This is a genomic window from Bradyrhizobium sp. CCGUVB23, assembly GCF_024199885.1.
Classification (GTDB): Bacteria; Pseudomonadota; Alphaproteobacteria; order Rhizobiales; family Xanthobacteraceae; genus Bradyrhizobium.
In genome coordinates this window covers 1,091,164-1,106,445 of record NZ_JANADQ010000001.1, presented here as the reverse complement: position 1 = coordinate 1,106,445, position 15,282 = coordinate 1,091,164, and the positions used below count along the sequence as shown (strand labels likewise).

Genomic DNA, 15,282 nt, shown 5'->3' with positions numbered 1-15,282 from the left:
ACTGCCCATCACGCCACCAGTGAGTACACGCTACGGCTAACAGCTCTGGCGGCCGTCGCGGTGGACATCTATCGCTGAAGGGGGTGGGGGACCCGGGGGCGTTCAGCCGGGAGCGCGGCATGGTGATCTGATGGAAGGGCAGGTCCTTGCTCGAGCTGTAACAGGGACGAGAGCGGCAGGGTCGCCAGGTTCTTTCCCTGGTTGATCAGCATCTGCGCCTGATTTTGCAATGACGTGATCTGGTTGCGCTACGACGGGGGGCAGGGGACTCCCTCAATCAAACCGGCCAGCAGATCGTTAGACGCAATCTCAACATCCAGCCGACGCTGACCATTCGACCGGGATTTCCGGTGCAGGTCATCGTCAATCGCGATCTCGTGCTCGAACCGTATGGGGGCTAGCAGCATGGCCAAACTCAAACTCGGGGCGCTCACCGACGACAAGCCGGTCAAGGTCACACATGAGCTGCCGGCGAGCGTACACCGAGACCTGATCGCCTATGCCGAGTTACTTGCGCGCGAGAGTGGTCAGCCCATTGGCGATCCGGTCAAACTGATCGCCCCCATGTTGACGCGCTTCATGGCAACGGATCGGGCCTTTGCAAAGCTTCGCGCACACATCAAGTGACCCTGCACTCGCATTGTCAGACGAAGAAGAGAAGCCAGAGCAACAGGCCAGTGACGACCAGCGACCATGTGATCGCCGCAGCAAGCAGCCAGCCGTCCAGCCCCCAACCTCGCGCCGGTCGTTCCAGCATAGGCCTTACACGGTTTTTTGCCTTAGGAGAAAGTGATCCGAGGCCGTTCTTTCCCTTGTGATTTGCGTGGGCAACGCTCCGATGTCTCCAGCTTCGGTGCTTACAAGCTGGCGCTCGTACTCGCGTTTGATCAACCGCCAGCAAGGGCAGGAGCTTTGCGCCAGTCGAAAAGCGTCACGTATGACAAGCCGACCGCGCATCATTTCGATGAGCCCCTCCTTTCTGAGTAGAATAAGGCTCTCGGTCACCCCCGCGCGGCGCACGCCGAGAAGTTGAGCGAGCACTTGGTGGGTAAGTGGAATGTCGTCAGATTGCAAGGCATCGCGTGCGAGCAGCAACCATCGCCCAAGACGTTGCTGTAACGGATGGACCGTATTGCATGCGCCTGATTGAGCGGTCTGAACCAAGACCGACGCAACATAGGCATGCACCACGGTGCGAAACACGGGCAGCACAGCGAGTGCCTGCTGATTCTTTCTAGACTTGAGCCGCTTGTGGCAACGCAAGCGGCCTCTTTTCGCTCGGATTCTCGGCGCGAGAGATACGGGTTCCGGCGTGCGCGTCTGTGTCCTGATTCCCACACTGCGGTTGGAAAACGCGTCTGCGTGTCGCTTTCGAACAGACAAGTCAAATCCGTTCGGTTCAACTGCTCCTACCGGAATCAGTCATCGGCGGCGAGGCGAAATGGATCGTTCCCCGATAACTGACATGTCGCGCGACAAAAATGTCGAGCGGTGCAAGCAACGGGCTTCGCTTATCACGACCGCGGCGATCTTAAAAACGCGGTCGCGTTTGTCAGCGATATGCGCGCCCGTCCCGATTGCGAGTTGCCACGCCACTTGGCAGCGCTTGGCGTTTTTCTGCTGATGGAGAACGATGCGCTCGGCTGGAGGACGCTGATCGAAGGATTCAGGTGATGATCACCTCTCGGTAGGGCACCGGAACGAACACAGCGGCAGCCCAATTTACAGTGACGGTTTTTCCCAGTCGAACCTTGAGCAACCCTATGCTGGCCTTCTATTTGCCCATACTGATCAGTCTAGGAATACTGGAAGTCGTGAAAGCAAACATGAGCGCAAGTGGATCGCTAACGGTCCGACGCATAAACCGATCTGCGACAGATCCAGGGCATCTTCGCAATGATGATGTCCTGAATCATACGCGACATCGGGAAGCCGTCCTCGACACTTGAGAGCCGAGAGGCCGCTGATTCCAAGAAACTCACAAAACGCCTGCGGCGTCGGATATGCCGATGCGCGGCGGATCGCCCGCATTCTTATTGCTGTTGGGGCGAATCGGCCTTCTCGTTCAGATTCTGTCATGGCTTAGGACTCGGACTTCACCTTCGCGGAGATCGCGGCGAGCGTATCAAGATAGCTGGCAATCTCGCGCAAGGCCTCTTCTCGCTCGGATCCTGGTGGCAGCTTACGAACTTTAGCAAGCAGTTGTTCGGCGAGTTCTAACAGGTCGCGAAGATCAGCCTCAGTCATTGCCTCGCCCTCAACCCGGAGTCTCGACGGCGCGACGGATGTTTCCGTAACCGGAGGGCGAGCGCAAGGGAAGTCGCTACGGTTTGTTGGGTGGTTCGGGTGGTGCAACCGGCGCCGTGGGCTCGGCGGCCGGTGTGCTACCCCTGAGCTCTGACGGGGCGGCACAATCGCCCGCCCAAATCTTGGTGCCTTTAACGGTGCCGACCAGTTTGCAACCCATTGGCGCCTGTGGCTTGGCCTGCGCCGCCGCCGGTCTTTTGGCCGCTTTCGGTGGAGGACTCTGAGCAAACGCACTCGTTGCAAACAAAATGGCGAGAAGTCCGACCGCTACCTTCATCATCTTTTGCCTTCGCTCGGCCTCTACGACAACATTAGAAATCAGGCGCATGCGCCATTTGTCGGTTTTCCGGACGATCCTTTACGTCCAAGCTCACTGTGACAAGAGGGCGCTGGTTGCGAACGGGTCGCCTGGAGGGTCGCATGGCGCGTAAAGATATGGCGGAAAGGCCGAATGTCGAATCGGTTCTCGTACACGAACGAGGCAACGTGCTCGAATGGCACGACCTTGAATGCGAGCCTGAGCCAAGCCATTCAGCCGCCCAACGGTTGGTGCGTGATCGCCCGGTGGAATTCTGGCAGGGAGCAAGACGCATTACGCGGCCGAGCCGCGCGAACGATAGCGGCGGCCCTAGCTCATCCGGGGGAACATCGGCCTGAGGATGGGCACCGCGCTTGCCGCAGGCACCCATCAATTCTGGATGCTTGGAGGGTTGAATACGGACAGTTCGCCCAGCAACCAACCAGAATCCCCAAACGTTGACGGGTATCACCGCGCTGCCGTTGGTATCTATCGGTGATGAGAACGCCCGATCGCGCTCCCGCCTTAATCAAATAAGGGAGTAGCGCCATGTGGCCGCGACGACCTATCAACCAATCATCGGCACTTGAAGACCGACTAGCGGAAGAGGCAATCAATCTTCGCAAGCAAGCCGAAGGCATGCCTCCTAGCATTCGTCGCGAGGAGCTTCTGCAGAAGGCGCGCCAAGCCGAAAACGCTGGGCACGTGTTTGGGTGGTTGCGATCCCCAGGTTCGCAGCCGCCAGAGTAAGCTCAACGGTAGTCTGCGCAGAACACGCTCAGCCCGTACTGCGAGCTCAAGGACACGATTTTATGGGCCATCTTGCCGGGCCGGCATCGCGGGCCGGAGAAGTTTCTGCCAAGTCGATGCCGCTGGCGATCTCGACCAGCTTCCGCGCTGCGGCTTCCGGGCTGGGGAAGAGACGTTCGGCAGTGAGCTTCATGAGGAAGATGCCCATCATGGTCGGCTCTGATCCGCCCCCGAGGATCGCGCCGCGCTTGCCGCAAGGTCCCGTGGGACGACATCAGGCCCGCCGGTTCACGCTAGCCCCCTTTGTTTCGCCAGATTTATGGCACCATCCTTTCACGTTTCGAATTATGGGGAGAAGCGACGTGGCTACAGGGACGGTGAAGTGGTTTAACGCAACCAAAGGTTATGGATTTATTCAACCCGACAAGGGCGGCAAGGACGTATTTGTCCATATCTCGGCCGTTGAGAAGGCCGGACTGAGCAGCCTCAACGAGGGTGCGAAGGTAAGCTACGAAATAGTTTCGGACCGCGGCAAAGAATCCGCTGGAAATCTTCGGGTTGGTTGATTGGCGAAGTGCCCGCCAGCGTGCTGGCGGGCACTCACTCACATCACTCTTCGATCACATCATTTTCGAAGGCGATGCCCTCCGAGTCGTTCTCCTCGAACCACTTTTCCGCGGCATCGACTGTCACGAAGATCTTGATGTGCTCTGCGTCGCCGACCTGCTTGGCAGTCTTGACGTAGACGAAGACGGTCATTGATCCCTCTTCAGTTTGCGCCGGCCCCAAATGCGGTTTTTTTCTTCGGATTGAACGCTGGGACGTCGTGCCGGTGCAAGGCCCGCATGATGCCGATGCGGGCGAACACGGTCACCGCCTTGCTCGGGCCACCAGGATCAGCGCTTCAAATGCCGTCTGCCAGTTTTTCCCAAGTTCAGTAGAGAGAGAACGGCTCCAGCGCGCGGGGCTGGCTGAAAGCGAGCCGGAGCCGTCCATCTGCGCACCGCCGAACGGATATTGATCTGCTGAGTGTCCAACGGAGCACAGAGCAAAGGGCCGCTGCGTTTGGAGCGGCGGCCCTTTCACCGGGGTTGCAATAGGAACTCCGAAACTGCAATCGCTTAGCCAGCCCGGTAGCGTAGATCATTCGACAGATGCCCGCGTCAGCAAATAACAAAAATGAATCTGAGCCCGCGATCCGTAAGTACCTCTTTCGGGGTAACGCTACTGGTCATGAAATTTAATCTGCCCTGTGTCGACTAGTGGACTCTCTCGATGCACGGGCCGAGCGGCGGTATTATTGGCGTCTGCTCTGTCCTCATCACGAGGGCGTTGTGATGATCAGGGTGCCCGTTGTCTTAGCTGCCGCCGTCATGCGCGTGGAGTGAGTGAATCGGGGGTCGATCAGCACGGAAGGAGCCTCGCACATGCTGAGAGCTGTTTTGATTGCGACTTCCGTCGCCATGGCAATGCCCTGTTTTGCCCAGCAAGTCCGGGTCATCGCTGGCGACATCCAGCACGTCTATGGTCCCGGCGGCGAACTCCTCGACAATGCCGAGTTGCAAGCACAGAACCGGCGCGCCTGGGAGCGCATGCAGACTGAAAAGCAGATCGCGATTGAGCGCCGCCAAGCCGAGATTCAGATGCAACAACTCAAGCTTCAGGAATCCGCTCTCGCCTATGCCCCTTACTCCGACGCTCCCATGGTGGACCCATATGGCGGCTGGTGGGCCGGCGGCGGGTTCATCGGACCCGCCCGAGGCAAAAGGATCCGTGGCTCGCCCAGGATCGGCGCTCGTCGCTAGTGGTGCATGAACTGGCGCCAATTGCCGTTCCACCTTGGGACGCTGGGGCGATAAGTCTGACTTAGCGGGTTCATGGTCCTTCCCCAGAGTTATTTCCCGTTCTCCTTCAGCGCTCTCGGGGCGACCACTGTCGCCATTTCGGCGTTTCTGATCTTGTCTAACTGGATCAGGCCGCCTGCCCATTTATCAGCCGCACATAGGTCCCGCTCTCGTGCAGCTCGAGCCAACTGCGCTCGACTGCGTGCTTGATCCCGGCGCCGAACTCAGGGCCGCTGGCCTTCAGCGTGTAGAGGAACGTAGCGTTGATCTTCTCGATATGGATTCGACCGTCCTGGACGGCTTCGATGCAGGCGGCGAGCTCGACGAGCTTTCGCGCTGCGGCTTCCGGGTTGGCGTAGGGTCGTTCGCAGGTAAGCTTCATGAGTCCTCGCTCACGGGGGTTTGGTTGCATATCCTTCCCGGTCAAGCAGATGCGAGCCGTTCTAAGTCGCTCTATTCCTCTTCGACGTTCGCGACCCTGCCGCAGGGCAAGCACCTGTACACGCGTATGCGGGGCCTGTTGTTGATCGCCGGCAGTACGCCCAACGGCGTCATTTCGCGCCCATACGCCTCGCAAACCGGAACTTGGGATTCGCCGTTGGAACCCTTTGGCATCCCTCTAAGTTTGCCCGAGTTCCATTCCGGTTCTTATCCGGGAAACTACGGAACTCTGCGGTGATGTTGCTAGCTATACTGACGTTACCACCTACCGAGTCGAGTCGGGGAATGGCGAAATCGTCAAAGCTTGTCGCGGCAAGAAAGGGGCGGGTGCTCGTCGTGAGACGTCGAAGCGATCGGCTCTGGATGTTTCCAGGCGGGCGCAAGCGCGTAGGTGAGAGCGAGAGGAAATGCCTTCGCCGAGAGATCAGCGAAGAGCTGCCCAATCTTAGGCTTGGGTCTGTGAAGCTCTGGAAGGAAGTGAACGCGAAGAACCCCCGATCTGGCCGAAAGATGAGCGACGCGATCTTCGTGGCTAAGTCGGTTTCCGGTCGCCTAAAGATCGGCGACAAGAAAGAGATCGACAAGGCTGCCTGGCGCAAGCCCCGTGGTCTCCGGCTGACCCCCACCTCGCGGTACATCCGGGACAAGCTATTTCCGTCCTGAGCGCACTGACCAAAGCGAACCTCATCGGTATCCCATGGCTGGGATCACAGGCTCGTTCCAGTTGAAGTCCGGCCGAACGTCGGCCCCACGCAGACCGCAAGCGGAGCAGACGAACCGCGGCTCGATGTCGGACAGCCGCGTATCGTCGGGCCAGCAATCGGCGCTCAGGGCCACGTTGTGGCTGCAACGATAGTCGGCGCAATAGACCAGGACGCCGCGCACGCCCATCTGGCGCATCTCGCCGAAGGTGATCTTTTGGGGTCGGGCTGCGAGCATTATTTCGACTTCGCCTTCAGCCCGATCCGAAGAGGCTAAGGCGTCCATCCCAGACTCATTTCGGCTATCGTCGCGATTGCGGCGACGGCGGCTCTGGCTCAGGCCTACGATCCAGAATGACGGCGCGGCGAGGCCGCGGACCCCGGCCATACGGCTGATTGTAGAGCCTTGATAGGCTGAGTCGGCTGACACGGGTCGCGGGGCCGCTGATCGCAACCGAATGGCTGCAGTGGCAGTCCGCGCAATGGCGCATTTCGCCGAAGCTGATCTTGGTCGGGCGGTCGGACATCGCCCATCATTCCGCCGATCCCGGTCAGAGTGAAGTAGCGACGGCTGTTTGCTGGCGCTGGCGAATTCACTGGCGTGTTGTCGTCGCGCGCAAAAAAAAATCACAGCGCGGCTGAACCTACGATATTGCGGGAAGGTTCGCGTTGTGCGTTAAATGAATACGTTGCGGACTTGCCTGCTCGCGCAGGCAACGCGACCACTCTTCCAAATCCAAATGTCTAACAAAGTCACCCCTTGAGGGAGGGAATACCTATGGCACCAGACGAACCCGATCAGACCACCCCGAGCGTGGAGCCAACCGCCGAGGCGACGCCTAGCCCGGCCATCGAGGTCGCGCCCGAGCAGGAGCCCGCCGTCTCTGCGGAGCCGGTCGAGGCCCCGGCCGTGGCCGAGCCCGAGCAGGAGCCCGTCATCTCTGCGGAGCCGGTCGAGGCCCCGGCCGAGCCCGTAGGCGAGCCGCCGGCCGAGGGCGAGCAGCCCGCGTAACTGATTGCGAGGAAATTTGCGAACTCACCGGGCTCGGCTGCGCGGTTTGTCCGGCGGCTGAGCCCGCTTTGATGCAACAGTTCGATTTTCGATGGCTGGCGCGACCGGCCTGCGTTGTGATTTTATTGAGCTTTCCCCGCCGCCAGCAAAGCAACTGTTCGAACAATGCTCGTTTGCGGACAGTTGGGCCGCCAGCGTGACGACTGCGTTTTGGTGATGCCGAGGTCGGCGGGAGTAGCAGCCTGCGACTTCAAAACCGGATTGCGGTTCCGGAAGCGAGATGACACTCATGCGCTGGGGCATGCCACCGCCGCCGCGCACGGGTGGGCCGCCGGTCACCAACATCCGCAACACGTCGTCACCGCACTGGCGCGGCTGGCTGAAGCCCGAGAACCGCTGCCTTGTGCCATTCAACAGCTTCGCCGAATACGCGCCGGAGCCGAACCCTGAGACCAAGAAGAATGTCGTCTGGTTCGCCCTGAATGATGACCGGCCTCTCTGCGCGTTTTTGGGCATCTGGACCGAGTTCAGGGGCGACCGAGGAACCAAGTCCAAGCCGATCCCCGGACCGCATCAGGTCTACGGCCTCCTGACGACGGCGCCGAATGCGGTCGTCGCGCCGATCCATCCAAAGGCAGTGCCGGTGATCCTGACGACCGATGAGGAGCGCGACGTTTGGAAGGCAAAGGCACTGCAGCGGCCACTGCCGGATAAGGCGCTAATGATCGTTGCGCGCGGAGCCGACAAGGAAGATAAAGTCGCAGCATAGATGGATCGCAGGGACAGCGATGGATGGGCTTTCGGTCGTGGGGCAAGATGGCACATCTTAATGGATGGCACCGCTTAGGGATTGTTCTTTCGATTGCCTGGCCTTCTTCCTCCCGATGATCGCGTTACCAGTTCTTGCAGCCGAACTGCCCGGCCAAACAAGCGTCATTGACGGCGACACCCTCGAACTCCACGGCACGCGCATCCGGCTCTGGGGCATCGATGCTCCGAGAGCAGTCAGATTTGTCGAGGGGACGTAGCCTTGGATATCGATGCGGAGCGAAGGCGGCCAACGAATTGGCGGCATTCATCGGTAGTCGGCCCGTTTCATGCACGCCGATGAGCCTCGACGGTTACGGGCGCACGGTCGCTTCATGTGCGGTCGGCGGCGCCAAGGGATTTTGCGAAAGCGCTTAGGAGCGATGAGTTTGAGTTGCGCCCGGCTGTTAGCCACCGGACCGATGCAGATCCACGGCCTCAGCTAACCGGTCCGCTGCTTGCCCGGCACTCGGCATGGACTGCTTTTCGGAAGGCAGCGAGCCGACAGAATTGACTGTCAGCCCCGTACCAGCGGCGAGAACAGCTATCACAATCGCAGCGAGATATTCGGTCCTCATAGGGATGGTTCCTCCATTTGTGCGGTGCCCAGAGCGCGCGTTCAGAACACCCCGATCAAGGCGAAAAAGCCGATTTCGATTAGGAAAGTGACGGACATGATGGCGACCGTAAGAAACGCGTCGCGCACCGATATGGCAGCCATGGCATGCCTTCGCCTCGGGCAGCCCCATCGATAAATTCACCTATGATAAAAAAGATTCGGTTCCGCCGGATCGGTGCAAGTACCTTCCGCGTTATGACGGCGGCGGCGGCAGGGAACAAATAACGAAGCTGTGCCCATCAAGCCAACGGTGGCAGCCATGGCGAAGCCCCTTCCGCCACAAGACCCTCACCTAACCGAAGCTTTAGAACTCGACCATTGTCGGGCGATCTGCGAGGAGATCGGTGTGCGGCTTCAGCATAGCCTCGCGCGCGACACCTCACTGGTACCGACGTGCCTACGAAAATTGGTTGATCGGATCGCTGAACTGGAAGGCAACGCGCCTCCACACATTCCCGACTGCGAGGACGAGCCACCAGCCTGGGAGCGTTCGAAGCGCGGGCGGAGATTTTGGTGGTTCCCCTAAAAGAGGGACGGCCATAGAAATTCGTGAACTATGATCGCCAACGCTCGCACACCGGGCCGCGCGACTGGATCGCAAGCCACGCGGCGAATAGAGGTGAGCGCCGCCCGCGACTAACAGGGGTTCTCTTCGTGGCATCCGCCGCTCCAATTCTCCGGCGGTCCCGCGCGGGCTCGCCGAAGGTTCAATAGCACACCTCCGCGAGATCACCGACGAGACCGGAGCGCGCCGCTTAGGAGCAACACAACGCTCCCATCCCGCTTCCCGCCTCATCGCTGGGGCATCCGTTGTGACTACTTTGATAGGTCAGCCATCCCCACTGGAAAGCGGTTGAGCGCGGGCGCATAATCTTTCGATGGCGACAATTGTCAGATGTAACAATTGCGGCGCTGAGTACCACCGTACAGCCGAGAAATTCCTGGTGCCGCACACCAGTCATGCATCCTGTACGATTTGCGGTGACACGCTTGAATATTGGGTGGACGACACTCACCTCGCCATATTCGAATTGGTCAGGCGTGCGGACGAAAGCCCCCAGGGCGCGGCCAAAACGCAGAGTTAACTCGAATGGCGCTTGCCCCTCCGCCCATGTTCGCTGCCACTGTTCTGCGAGTTTAATCCAAAGCGGGACACCGATCCTCTCTTGAGCCCGTGCATGCCGGGCTCGGCAGGCAACCGCGCTCCCGGCTGCACGAACGCGTCAACATCGCGTGCCCCCGAACGTGATGACATGCTCGGGCGAAGTCCCTGACTGGCTGGCATGCGGTCGATTGCCAACCGCAGGCCGAGCAGTGCCTGCGGCGAGGTGTCGGGCCGGAAATCGATCATGGTGCCCTGCGCCTCAGCGGCGAAGATCAACGCGACCTCGCGCCGCTCGACGGCGAGCATGTCGCTGAGCACCTGCGCCTCCTGCACCTCGCGCTGCTCGCGCGTCAACGCCGCGCCGTCGTCAGCGGCATCGTCGATGGCTTTGTCGAGCTTGGCGATGAGCTGGTCGCCCCAGAGCCACGCGATAAGACCAACCGCATCATGCGTCTCGCCGAAGGCCACCGCGCCGGGCGAATTTGCGTTGTAGATGCTTGCCGTCAGTCGCGATGTCGCGAACTGGATTGGTTGACCAAATTCAATCGCTGCATCTGCGTTCGGTGCCGCAGCCTGCGCCAGCGCGGCAACCTGATCGCGCATCTCGCGTTTCGCCACGGCTTCGTGACTCGGCGGGGCAGTTGTTCAATGGCAAATCAACCTACCGGCTACGTGTCCCAGCCGATGTTCCGGCAAGAGAGTAGACGCTCCATCCTTCAAGTCTGAGCGTGTTCCTAAGAGCCCAGTGAGTCTCCTGGGATCACGCTAGATGGTCCCCGCAATTTCGCAAATCATCCGATGATCCATCGCCCTGTGTGGATATCGAATTTCACCAAGCCTTCGTCTCGCATTTTCAACAGGAGGTCTTGGCAAGCTTCTTCATTCACGACATTGGCGCGTTTCATGACCTCGCGCACTTTGAGCGGGTTCTCGCGGAGCGCACTCAGGATATTTTCTCGATCATTCAGCACGACTAGACTCCTACCGTCATCAAGCGCGCTAAATCACTGAGAATACGAAAGCTGATCTTCCGTAACGACTCGCTCGATATTCTCCGACTTGCTCTTGATGCGGTATCTAAGACGTCCATCTGCCTCGATGGGCATAAGTTGAACGATGGTGTAAATCATAGGTGAATCAGTTGCGGCACGTCCTTGTGGACGTTGGGGCTGGTGGCGAACGTCTTGGTTCAGCTTATAGGCATATGACATGTGTCTACCTCTAAAAGTTACGGCCGCTCTAGCGTGGACCATGCCGTGATGCAATGCATCCACGGTTGAGGATGCGCTGGATGGTCTTTGCTTGTGGCGAAAAGTCCAGCAAAATGCTGCCGCGGCTAATCAGTTTGGTGGCGGCTGTGGTCTCCAAGACACATATGCCGAGACACACTTTTTCGGCAACGGCATCAGCAAGCTCGTGTTCACGATCTTGTCTGCGGTCGAACCATTCGACTCGTCCCCTCGTCGTCCAGCCCGGAGAGGCAACGTGTTCTTCGATTATATTCGGACTTGAGTGTCGTGAGGAGACTAGCCGTCGAACTCAAAGCCGCGAAGGCGCTTGGCGGCGACGCAATGGGCGCCGACCCCGAAAGAGCGGGAGTAACGGCCCCGCATCGCCCGAACCCTTCCGTGCGTCTGGACAATGTCGCGGCCGCCGAGTTAATCTTCGCCGATGGACAACATCAACGTGCGCAGCATCCTCGCCGGCGAGGCGCCGAACGATGCACCGGTGACTGTCAGGGGCTGGGTGCGCACCCGACGCGACTCCAAGGCGGGTATCTCGTTCGTCCACCTTTCGGACGGCTCGGCGTTCCACCCAGTGCAGGTGGTCGCACCCAACACGCTACCCAACTATGCCGACGAGGTGCTCAGGATCACCTCCGGCTGCGCCGTCGAGGCGACTGGCCTAATCGTGCCGTCGCCTGCCAAGGGGCAGCCGTTCGAGATGCAGGCGAATGCGATCAAGGTGATCGGCTGGGTCGACAACCCGGATACCTACCCGATCCAGCCGAAGCCGCACACCATGGAGTTCCTGCGCGAGGTCGCGCACCTCCGCCCGCGCACCAACGTGATCGGCGCAGCGACGCGCGTGCGCCACACGCTCGCGCAGGCGATCCACCGCTTCTTCGACGAGAACGGCTTCTTCTGGGTCAACACGCCGATCATCACCTCGTCCGACGCCGAGGGGGCGGGCGCGCTGTTTCGCGTGTCGACCCTCGACCTCGCCAACCTGCCGCGCACGCCGCAGGGCAAGATCGACTTCGCCCAGGATTTCTTCGGCCGCGAGGCGTTCCTCACCGTGTCCGGCCAGCTCAATGTCGAAGCCTACTGCCTCGCGCTCACCAAAGTCTACACGTTTGGGCCGACCTTCCGCGCCGAGAACTCCAACACCAGCCGCCATCTCGCCGAGTTCTGGATGATCGAGCCGGAGATCGCGTTCGCCGATCTCTCCGACAATGCGACGCTGGCCGAGCGGCTCCTGAAGTACACTTTCGAGGCGCTGCTCAAGGAGCGGCACGAGGATCTCGCCTTCTTCGACGAGCGGGTCGAGAAGGGTCTGGTGGCGAAGCTCGAAGGCATCGTCGCATCCGATTTCGTGCGCATGGATTACGGCGAAGCGATCAAGGTGCTCGAAGGCGCCAAGGAGAAGTTCGAGTTTCCGGTGCGCTGGGGCGTCGACCTGCAGGCGGAGCACGAGCGCTATCTCACCGAGAAGTACGCCAAGAAGCCCGTGGTCGTGATGCACTACCCGAAGGACATCAAGGCGTTCTATATGCGGGTGAATGACGACGCAAAGACTGCCGCCGCCATGGACGTGCTGGCGCCCGGCATCGGCGAGATAATTGGCGGCAGCCAGCGCGAGGAGCGGCTCGACATGCTCGATGCACGGATGACGCAACTCGGAATCGACCGGGAGCACTACGGCTGGTACCGCGACCTGCGCCGCTACGGCTCGGTACCGCACGCCGGCTTCGGCCTCGGCTTCGAGCGCACGCTCGCCTACGTCACCGGGCTTTCCAACGTGCGCGACGCGATCCCGTTCCCGCGCACTCCGGGGCATGCGAAGTATTGAGGTGTCGCGCGACCGCCTGCGCGGCCCGCTTTCATCGTTGCGGCGGATGAATTAGCGTTGCATCGCAATGCGGGTTTCGAGTGTGACCCCTCCCAACACACACAATCCGGCTCGGCCTCGACATCGGCGGGACGTTCACCGACGTGGCGCTCGAGAACCCCGGCTCGATTGAAGCCCAGTGATCACCGCAGATGCAACCGGTCGAGCAGCCTTGCCACCTTCCTGCCATGCCAGCGGCCACCGTGCGGCGTCGCGACCTTCCGTCTGGTCAGTTCGTAAGCGATCTTCTCGACAGGCAGGTGGCGAAATTCGATCAAGTTCAGCCGCAGCGTCTTTGCATATTGCGCCTGTTCTCCTTCGCCAGCTCGGCATCGCTGGCGGAGAAGGAGCGCCGCAACATCGATCCGAACCAAACAAGCGCTCGCGGCTGCCAAGGCGCGCGGCGTCCAGCTCAGCTAGTGCTAGCTAGTTCAGGTTTGCCACGAACGCGTTGATCGCGTCAGCTCCTTGTTTTGGCTGTTGGCACATCCACCAATGACCCTTCCAAAACGGCGACCTTTGCCTGGGCTCGCTCGGCAGAACGGCGCGCGAGCGTCTCGCCGCCGCAGTAGGAATCTTCCGTCGCGATCAATGCCAAGCCTGGTTTAACGGCTGCTCGTGGCAAGCCGGTGCCGAAGTCGCGCATGACTGGTTGAGCGGCCGATCTGTACAGCGCAGGGATTGCCCTGCCCATGTCCGCGTTCGCAAGCGCCCGGCAAGAGCGCAGACCCCGCGACATCTAATGACGACTCGGCAGCACCGATCACCACCCGTTGAAAGAGGAGCGCCACACTCATGGTCATCTCCATTATTCTCTCGGCGCGATCACGGACGCCATCAACCAACACCTGGCAGAACCGTTGTCTCGTTTATTTTATATCAATGAAGAGAAGCCACAGCATGTGAAGCAGCTCACTTTCTTGAGGAGGTGAGCTGATCTTCGGATTCTGTCGAATCGATTTTGTTTTCTATAGCTCACACGAGCCTGTTAATTTTGGATTCGATCAGAACGTCAATGCCTCGCCATTCACGTGTGACGAGCGCATCTGTGAAATCAGCCAAAACGAGGTTGAGGGTACCCATTGGCGGTTCCGGGTACATTTTCCAGGGCGCGCCTCATGAGAGACTTTAGGAATGTGTCACCCAGACCATGGCTTTCATGCGGGCGGAGAAGAAATGCCAGAAAGTTGGAAGCGACGTGATAAAATCACGGTAACAAGAGGGAGAATGCTGCCATGTCCGATGATGATATGAAAGCTGAGCTCGAACGCCTCCGCAGAGAGAACGAGACTCTCAAGAAAGGAGCGTCCGAAGGCGTCCGTATGAAAGTAAGTGAAAAGGGCGGCCTCTCCGTTTACGGAATGGGGCGCTTTCCAGTGACGCTATATAAAGAGCAATGGTTGAAGCTTCTGAGCATGTCCGATGAGATTCGTGCGTTTATTGCCGAAAATGAAGCACGACTGAAGGCGAAGGATTGACCGCTGACCCCGTACCAGCGAAGGCAGGGCCAAGGCGATGGCCCGAGGGGTGCATATGGGCAGCCACCGGCATCGACGCCACATCAGCAACGCGAGGCTCTGGCACGGCGCGAGGCCGGGAGGCCCTAAGCGATATCGCCGGGACGTTCGGGGTCATCCATACGACTATCGGGAGGTTGCGGACCGGCGATTAGCATTAGTGGCCCTTTGTCCTCTAAGCCAGCGCTCGCTCGTGATTTCATCACGAAACAGAACACCCGTTAGGCCGAACAGGGATGCGCCCGCAAAAATGACAAGCGCGGTCTGAAGCATCTTAAAAGAACCTCCATGCCCAAACACTAGCTACAAGTATGGTGACGGCGCAGGCGTTAATGAAGAGTTAGTCCACAACAAATGGATGTGAGCGTTTCCGGAACAAGCGTGAGCCTCGCAGAGGCGTGCCGTCACTTCGCTGATGCGCCATCAGTGACATTCGAAAATGAAAAGACCGCCAAATAGTGCGGGCTTAGTTGAGGCGCTGACGGATGTTCTTGATGATCTCACGTTCGGCATAGTAGATGTCCTGGAGACCGTGTATCAGCAGATCTTCCATTGACTTTATGTCCTTGGTGAAGATTCCCATATTTGACGTCTCCTCTCGCAACGATGGCAATGGAACGCGGGCTGACCGGCTACTGTTCCTTTCCCCCTGTAGAGGATTCGGATAATCGGATTGGACAGCAAGAACATTTAGTCAGCCTGCTGACAGGCGCGCGATGGACGCGGGGGCGATGCCGTCGTCGTTGCCTGCTACGGCATCGCCCATCTTA

At 59.6% G+C, this 15,282-nt stretch carries 19 protein-coding genes and 3 pseudogenes; 10 read left to right on the top strand and 12 right to left on the bottom strand.

Annotated features, from left to right (window positions below):
- Nucleotides 1-146: 146 nt before the first annotated feature.
- Nucleotides 147-245, bottom strand: a pseudogene (locus tag NLN62_RS05255) (P-type conjugative transfer protein TrbJ); the annotation flags it as partial.
- On the opposite strand from NLN62_RS05255, the pseudogene NLN62_RS05250 reads away from it, so the two are divergent.
- Both NLN62_RS05250 and NLN62_RS05245 read left to right on the top strand, forming a co-directional pair.
- A pseudogene (locus NLN62_RS05250) lies at nucleotides 246-401 on the top strand (TrbI/VirB10 family protein); the annotation flags it as partial.
- Between the two features lie 4 nt (nucleotides 402-405).
- Complete coding sequence (locus tag NLN62_RS05245) at nucleotides 406-627, top strand: DUF2274 domain-containing protein (protein WP_254107766.1); 222 nt, start codon at nucleotides 406-408, stop codon at nucleotides 625-627.
- Nucleotides 628-762: 135 nt separating this feature from the next.
- Here NLN62_RS05245 and NLN62_RS05240 read toward each other — a convergent pair whose 3' ends face one another.
- Nucleotides 763-1,263, bottom strand: coding sequence for a Crp/Fnr family transcriptional regulator (locus tag NLN62_RS05240; RefSeq protein ID WP_254107765.1), 501 nt, complete (start codon nucleotides 1,261-1,263; stop codon nucleotides 763-765).
- Between the two features lie 228 nt (nucleotides 1,264-1,491).
- Between NLN62_RS05240 and NLN62_RS05235 the strand changes: the two genes are divergently transcribed.
- On the top strand, nucleotides 1,492-1,674 hold the full coding sequence (locus NLN62_RS05235; RefSeq protein ID WP_254107764.1) for a hypothetical protein: 183 nt from the start codon (nucleotides 1,492-1,494) through the stop codon (nucleotides 1,672-1,674).
- Between the two features lie 408 nt (nucleotides 1,675-2,082).
- Here NLN62_RS05235 and NLN62_RS05230 read toward each other — a convergent pair whose 3' ends face one another.
- Complete coding sequence (locus NLN62_RS05230) at nucleotides 2,083-2,247, bottom strand: hypothetical protein (RefSeq protein ID WP_254107763.1); 165 nt, start codon at nucleotides 2,245-2,247, stop codon at nucleotides 2,083-2,085.
- A gap of 1,154 nt (nucleotides 2,248-3,401) precedes the next feature.
- The gene (locus NLN62_RS05220) at nucleotides 3,402-3,566 is read right to left on the bottom strand and encodes a hypothetical protein (RefSeq protein ID WP_254107761.1); all 165 of its coding nucleotides are present in this window, start codon (nucleotides 3,564-3,566) and stop codon (nucleotides 3,402-3,404) included.
- A gap of 151 nt (nucleotides 3,567-3,717) precedes the next feature.
- On the opposite strand from NLN62_RS05220, the gene NLN62_RS05215 reads away from it, so the two are divergent.
- Nucleotides 3,718-3,921, top strand: a complete 204-nt coding sequence (locus tag NLN62_RS05215) for a cold-shock protein (RefSeq protein ID WP_254107760.1) — start codon at nucleotides 3,718-3,720, stop codon at nucleotides 3,919-3,921.
- Between the two features lie 43 nt (nucleotides 3,922-3,964).
- On the opposite strand, the gene NLN62_RS05210 is transcribed toward NLN62_RS05215, so the two are convergent.
- The gene (locus NLN62_RS05210; RefSeq protein WP_254107758.1) at nucleotides 3,965-4,114 is read right to left on the bottom strand and encodes a hypothetical protein; all 150 of its coding nucleotides are present in this window, start codon (nucleotides 4,112-4,114) and stop codon (nucleotides 3,965-3,967) included.
- A gap of 668 nt (nucleotides 4,115-4,782) precedes the next feature.
- Between NLN62_RS05210 and NLN62_RS05205 the strand changes: the two genes are divergently transcribed.
- Nucleotides 4,783-5,160: a hypothetical protein gene (locus tag NLN62_RS05205; protein ID WP_254107756.1), complete on the top strand. Its 378-nt coding sequence runs from the start codon at nucleotides 4,783-4,785 to the stop codon at nucleotides 5,158-5,160.
- Nucleotides 5,161-5,326: 166 nt separating this feature from the next.
- On the opposite strand, the gene NLN62_RS05200 is transcribed toward NLN62_RS05205, so the two are convergent.
- Nucleotides 5,327-5,581 carry a hypothetical protein gene (locus tag NLN62_RS05200; RefSeq protein WP_254107754.1) on the bottom strand — a complete coding sequence of 85 codons (255 nt, stop codon included), beginning with the start codon at nucleotides 5,579-5,581 and terminating at the stop codon, nucleotides 5,327-5,329.
- A 344-nt stretch (nucleotides 5,582-5,925) separates the two neighbouring features.
- Here NLN62_RS05200 and NLN62_RS05195 point away from each other — a divergent pair, with 344 nt between their 5' ends.
- Nucleotides 5,926-6,303 carry an NUDIX hydrolase gene (locus tag NLN62_RS05195; protein WP_254107753.1) on the top strand — a complete coding sequence of 126 codons (378 nt, stop codon included), beginning with the start codon at nucleotides 5,926-5,928 and terminating at the stop codon, nucleotides 6,301-6,303.
- Between the two features lie 21 nt (nucleotides 6,304-6,324).
- On the opposite strand, the gene NLN62_RS05190 is transcribed toward NLN62_RS05195, so the two are convergent.
- Nucleotides 6,325-6,579: a hypothetical protein gene (locus NLN62_RS05190; protein WP_254107751.1), complete on the bottom strand. Its 255-nt coding sequence runs from the start codon at nucleotides 6,577-6,579 to the stop codon at nucleotides 6,325-6,327.
- Between the two features lie 540 nt (nucleotides 6,580-7,119).
- Here NLN62_RS05190 and NLN62_RS05185 point away from each other — a divergent pair.
- Entirely contained in the window at nucleotides 7,120-7,353 is a 234-nt protein-coding gene (locus tag NLN62_RS05185) for a hypothetical protein (RefSeq protein ID WP_254107749.1), read from the top strand.
- A gap of 277 nt (nucleotides 7,354-7,630) precedes the next feature.
- Nucleotides 7,631-8,122, top strand: a pseudogene (locus NLN62_RS05180) (SOS response-associated peptidase family protein); the annotation flags it as partial.
- A 1,738-nt stretch (nucleotides 8,123-9,860) separates the two neighbouring features.
- Here NLN62_RS05180 and NLN62_RS05175 read toward each other — a convergent pair.
- Both NLN62_RS05175 and NLN62_RS05170 read right to left on the bottom strand, forming a co-directional pair.
- Complete coding sequence (locus NLN62_RS05175; RefSeq protein ID WP_254107748.1) at nucleotides 9,861-10,487, bottom strand: hypothetical protein; 627 nt, start codon at nucleotides 10,485-10,487, stop codon at nucleotides 9,861-9,863.
- A gap of 188 nt (nucleotides 10,488-10,675) precedes the next feature.
- Nucleotides 10,676-10,855, bottom strand: a complete 180-nt coding sequence (locus NLN62_RS05170; protein ID WP_254107747.1) for a hypothetical protein — start codon at nucleotides 10,853-10,855, stop codon at nucleotides 10,676-10,678.
- A 700-nt stretch (nucleotides 10,856-11,555) separates the two neighbouring features.
- Here NLN62_RS05170 and asnS point away from each other — a divergent pair.
- Complete coding sequence (gene asnS, locus NLN62_RS05165) at nucleotides 11,556-12,956, top strand: asparagine--tRNA ligase (RefSeq protein WP_254107746.1); 1,401 nt, start codon at nucleotides 11,556-11,558, stop codon at nucleotides 12,954-12,956.
- 182 nt (nucleotides 12,957-13,138) lie between these two features.
- Here the strand turns inward: asnS and NLN62_RS05160 are convergent, their stop codons facing one another.
- The 3 genes from NLN62_RS05160 to NLN62_RS53285 form a co-directional block, all read right to left on the bottom strand.
- A complete protein-coding gene (locus NLN62_RS05160; RefSeq protein ID WP_254107745.1) occupies nucleotides 13,139-13,369 on the bottom strand; it encodes a hypothetical protein in 231 nt (76 codons plus the stop codon).
- Nucleotides 13,370-13,455: 86 nt separating this feature from the next.
- Entirely contained in the window at nucleotides 13,456-13,641 is a 186-nt protein-coding gene (locus NLN62_RS05155; protein WP_254107744.1) for a hypothetical protein, read from the bottom strand.
- A gap of 408 nt (nucleotides 13,642-14,049) precedes the next feature.
- Complete coding sequence (locus tag NLN62_RS53285) at nucleotides 14,050-14,178, bottom strand: hypothetical protein (RefSeq protein ID WP_371933101.1); 129 nt, start codon at nucleotides 14,176-14,178, stop codon at nucleotides 14,050-14,052.
- Nucleotides 14,179-14,230: 52 nt separating this feature from the next.
- Here NLN62_RS53285 and NLN62_RS05150 point away from each other — a divergent pair, with 52 nt between their 5' ends.
- On the top strand, nucleotides 14,231-14,473 hold the full coding sequence (locus NLN62_RS05150) for a hypothetical protein (RefSeq protein WP_254107743.1): 243 nt from the start codon (nucleotides 14,231-14,233) through the stop codon (nucleotides 14,471-14,473).
- Nucleotides 14,474-15,282 lie beyond the last annotated feature (809 nt).

Bases quoted from the DNA above. Each gene is read 5' to 3' on its own strand.
- NLN62_RS05245 (WP_254107766.1), top strand. From the start codon at position 406: ATGGCCAAACTCAAACTCGGGGCGCTCACCGACGACAAGCCGGTCAAG.
- NLN62_RS05230 (WP_254107763.1), bottom strand. From the start codon at position 2,247: ATGACTGAGGCTGATCTTCGCGACCTGTTAGAACTCGCCGAACAACTG.
- NLN62_RS05220 (WP_254107761.1), bottom strand. From the start codon at position 3,566: ATGATGGGCATCTTCCTCATGAAGCTCACTGCCGAACGTCTCTTCCCC.
- NLN62_RS05210 (WP_254107758.1), bottom strand. From the start codon at position 4,114: ATGACCGTCTTCGTCTACGTCAAGACTGCCAAGCAGGTCGGCGACGCA.
- NLN62_RS05205 (WP_254107756.1), top strand. From the start codon at position 4,783: ATGCTGAGAGCTGTTTTGATTGCGACTTCCGTCGCCATGGCAATGCCC.
- NLN62_RS05200 (WP_254107754.1), bottom strand. From the start codon at position 5,581: ATGAAGCTTACCTGCGAACGACCCTACGCCAACCCGGAAGCCGCAGCG.
- NLN62_RS05195 (WP_254107753.1), top strand. From the start codon at position 5,926: ATGGCGAAATCGTCAAAGCTTGTCGCGGCAAGAAAGGGGCGGGTGCTC.
- NLN62_RS05190 (WP_254107751.1), bottom strand. From the start codon at position 6,579: ATGCTCGCAGCCCGACCCCAAAAGATCACCTTCGGCGAGATGCGCCAG.
- NLN62_RS05185 (WP_254107749.1), top strand. From the start codon at position 7,120: ATGGCACCAGACGAACCCGATCAGACCACCCCGAGCGTGGAGCCAACC.
- NLN62_RS05175 (WP_254107748.1), bottom strand. From the start codon at position 10,487: ATGCGCGATCAGGTTGCCGCGCTGGCGCAGGCTGCGGCACCGAACGCA.
- asnS (WP_254107746.1), top strand. From the start codon at position 11,556: ATGGACAACATCAACGTGCGCAGCATCCTCGCCGGCGAGGCGCCGAAC.
- NLN62_RS05155 (WP_254107744.1), bottom strand. From the start codon at position 13,641: ATGCGCGACTTCGGCACCGGCTTGCCACGAGCAGCCGTTAAACCAGGC.
- NLN62_RS05150 (WP_254107743.1), top strand. From the start codon at position 14,231: ATGTCCGATGATGATATGAAAGCTGAGCTCGAACGCCTCCGCAGAGAG.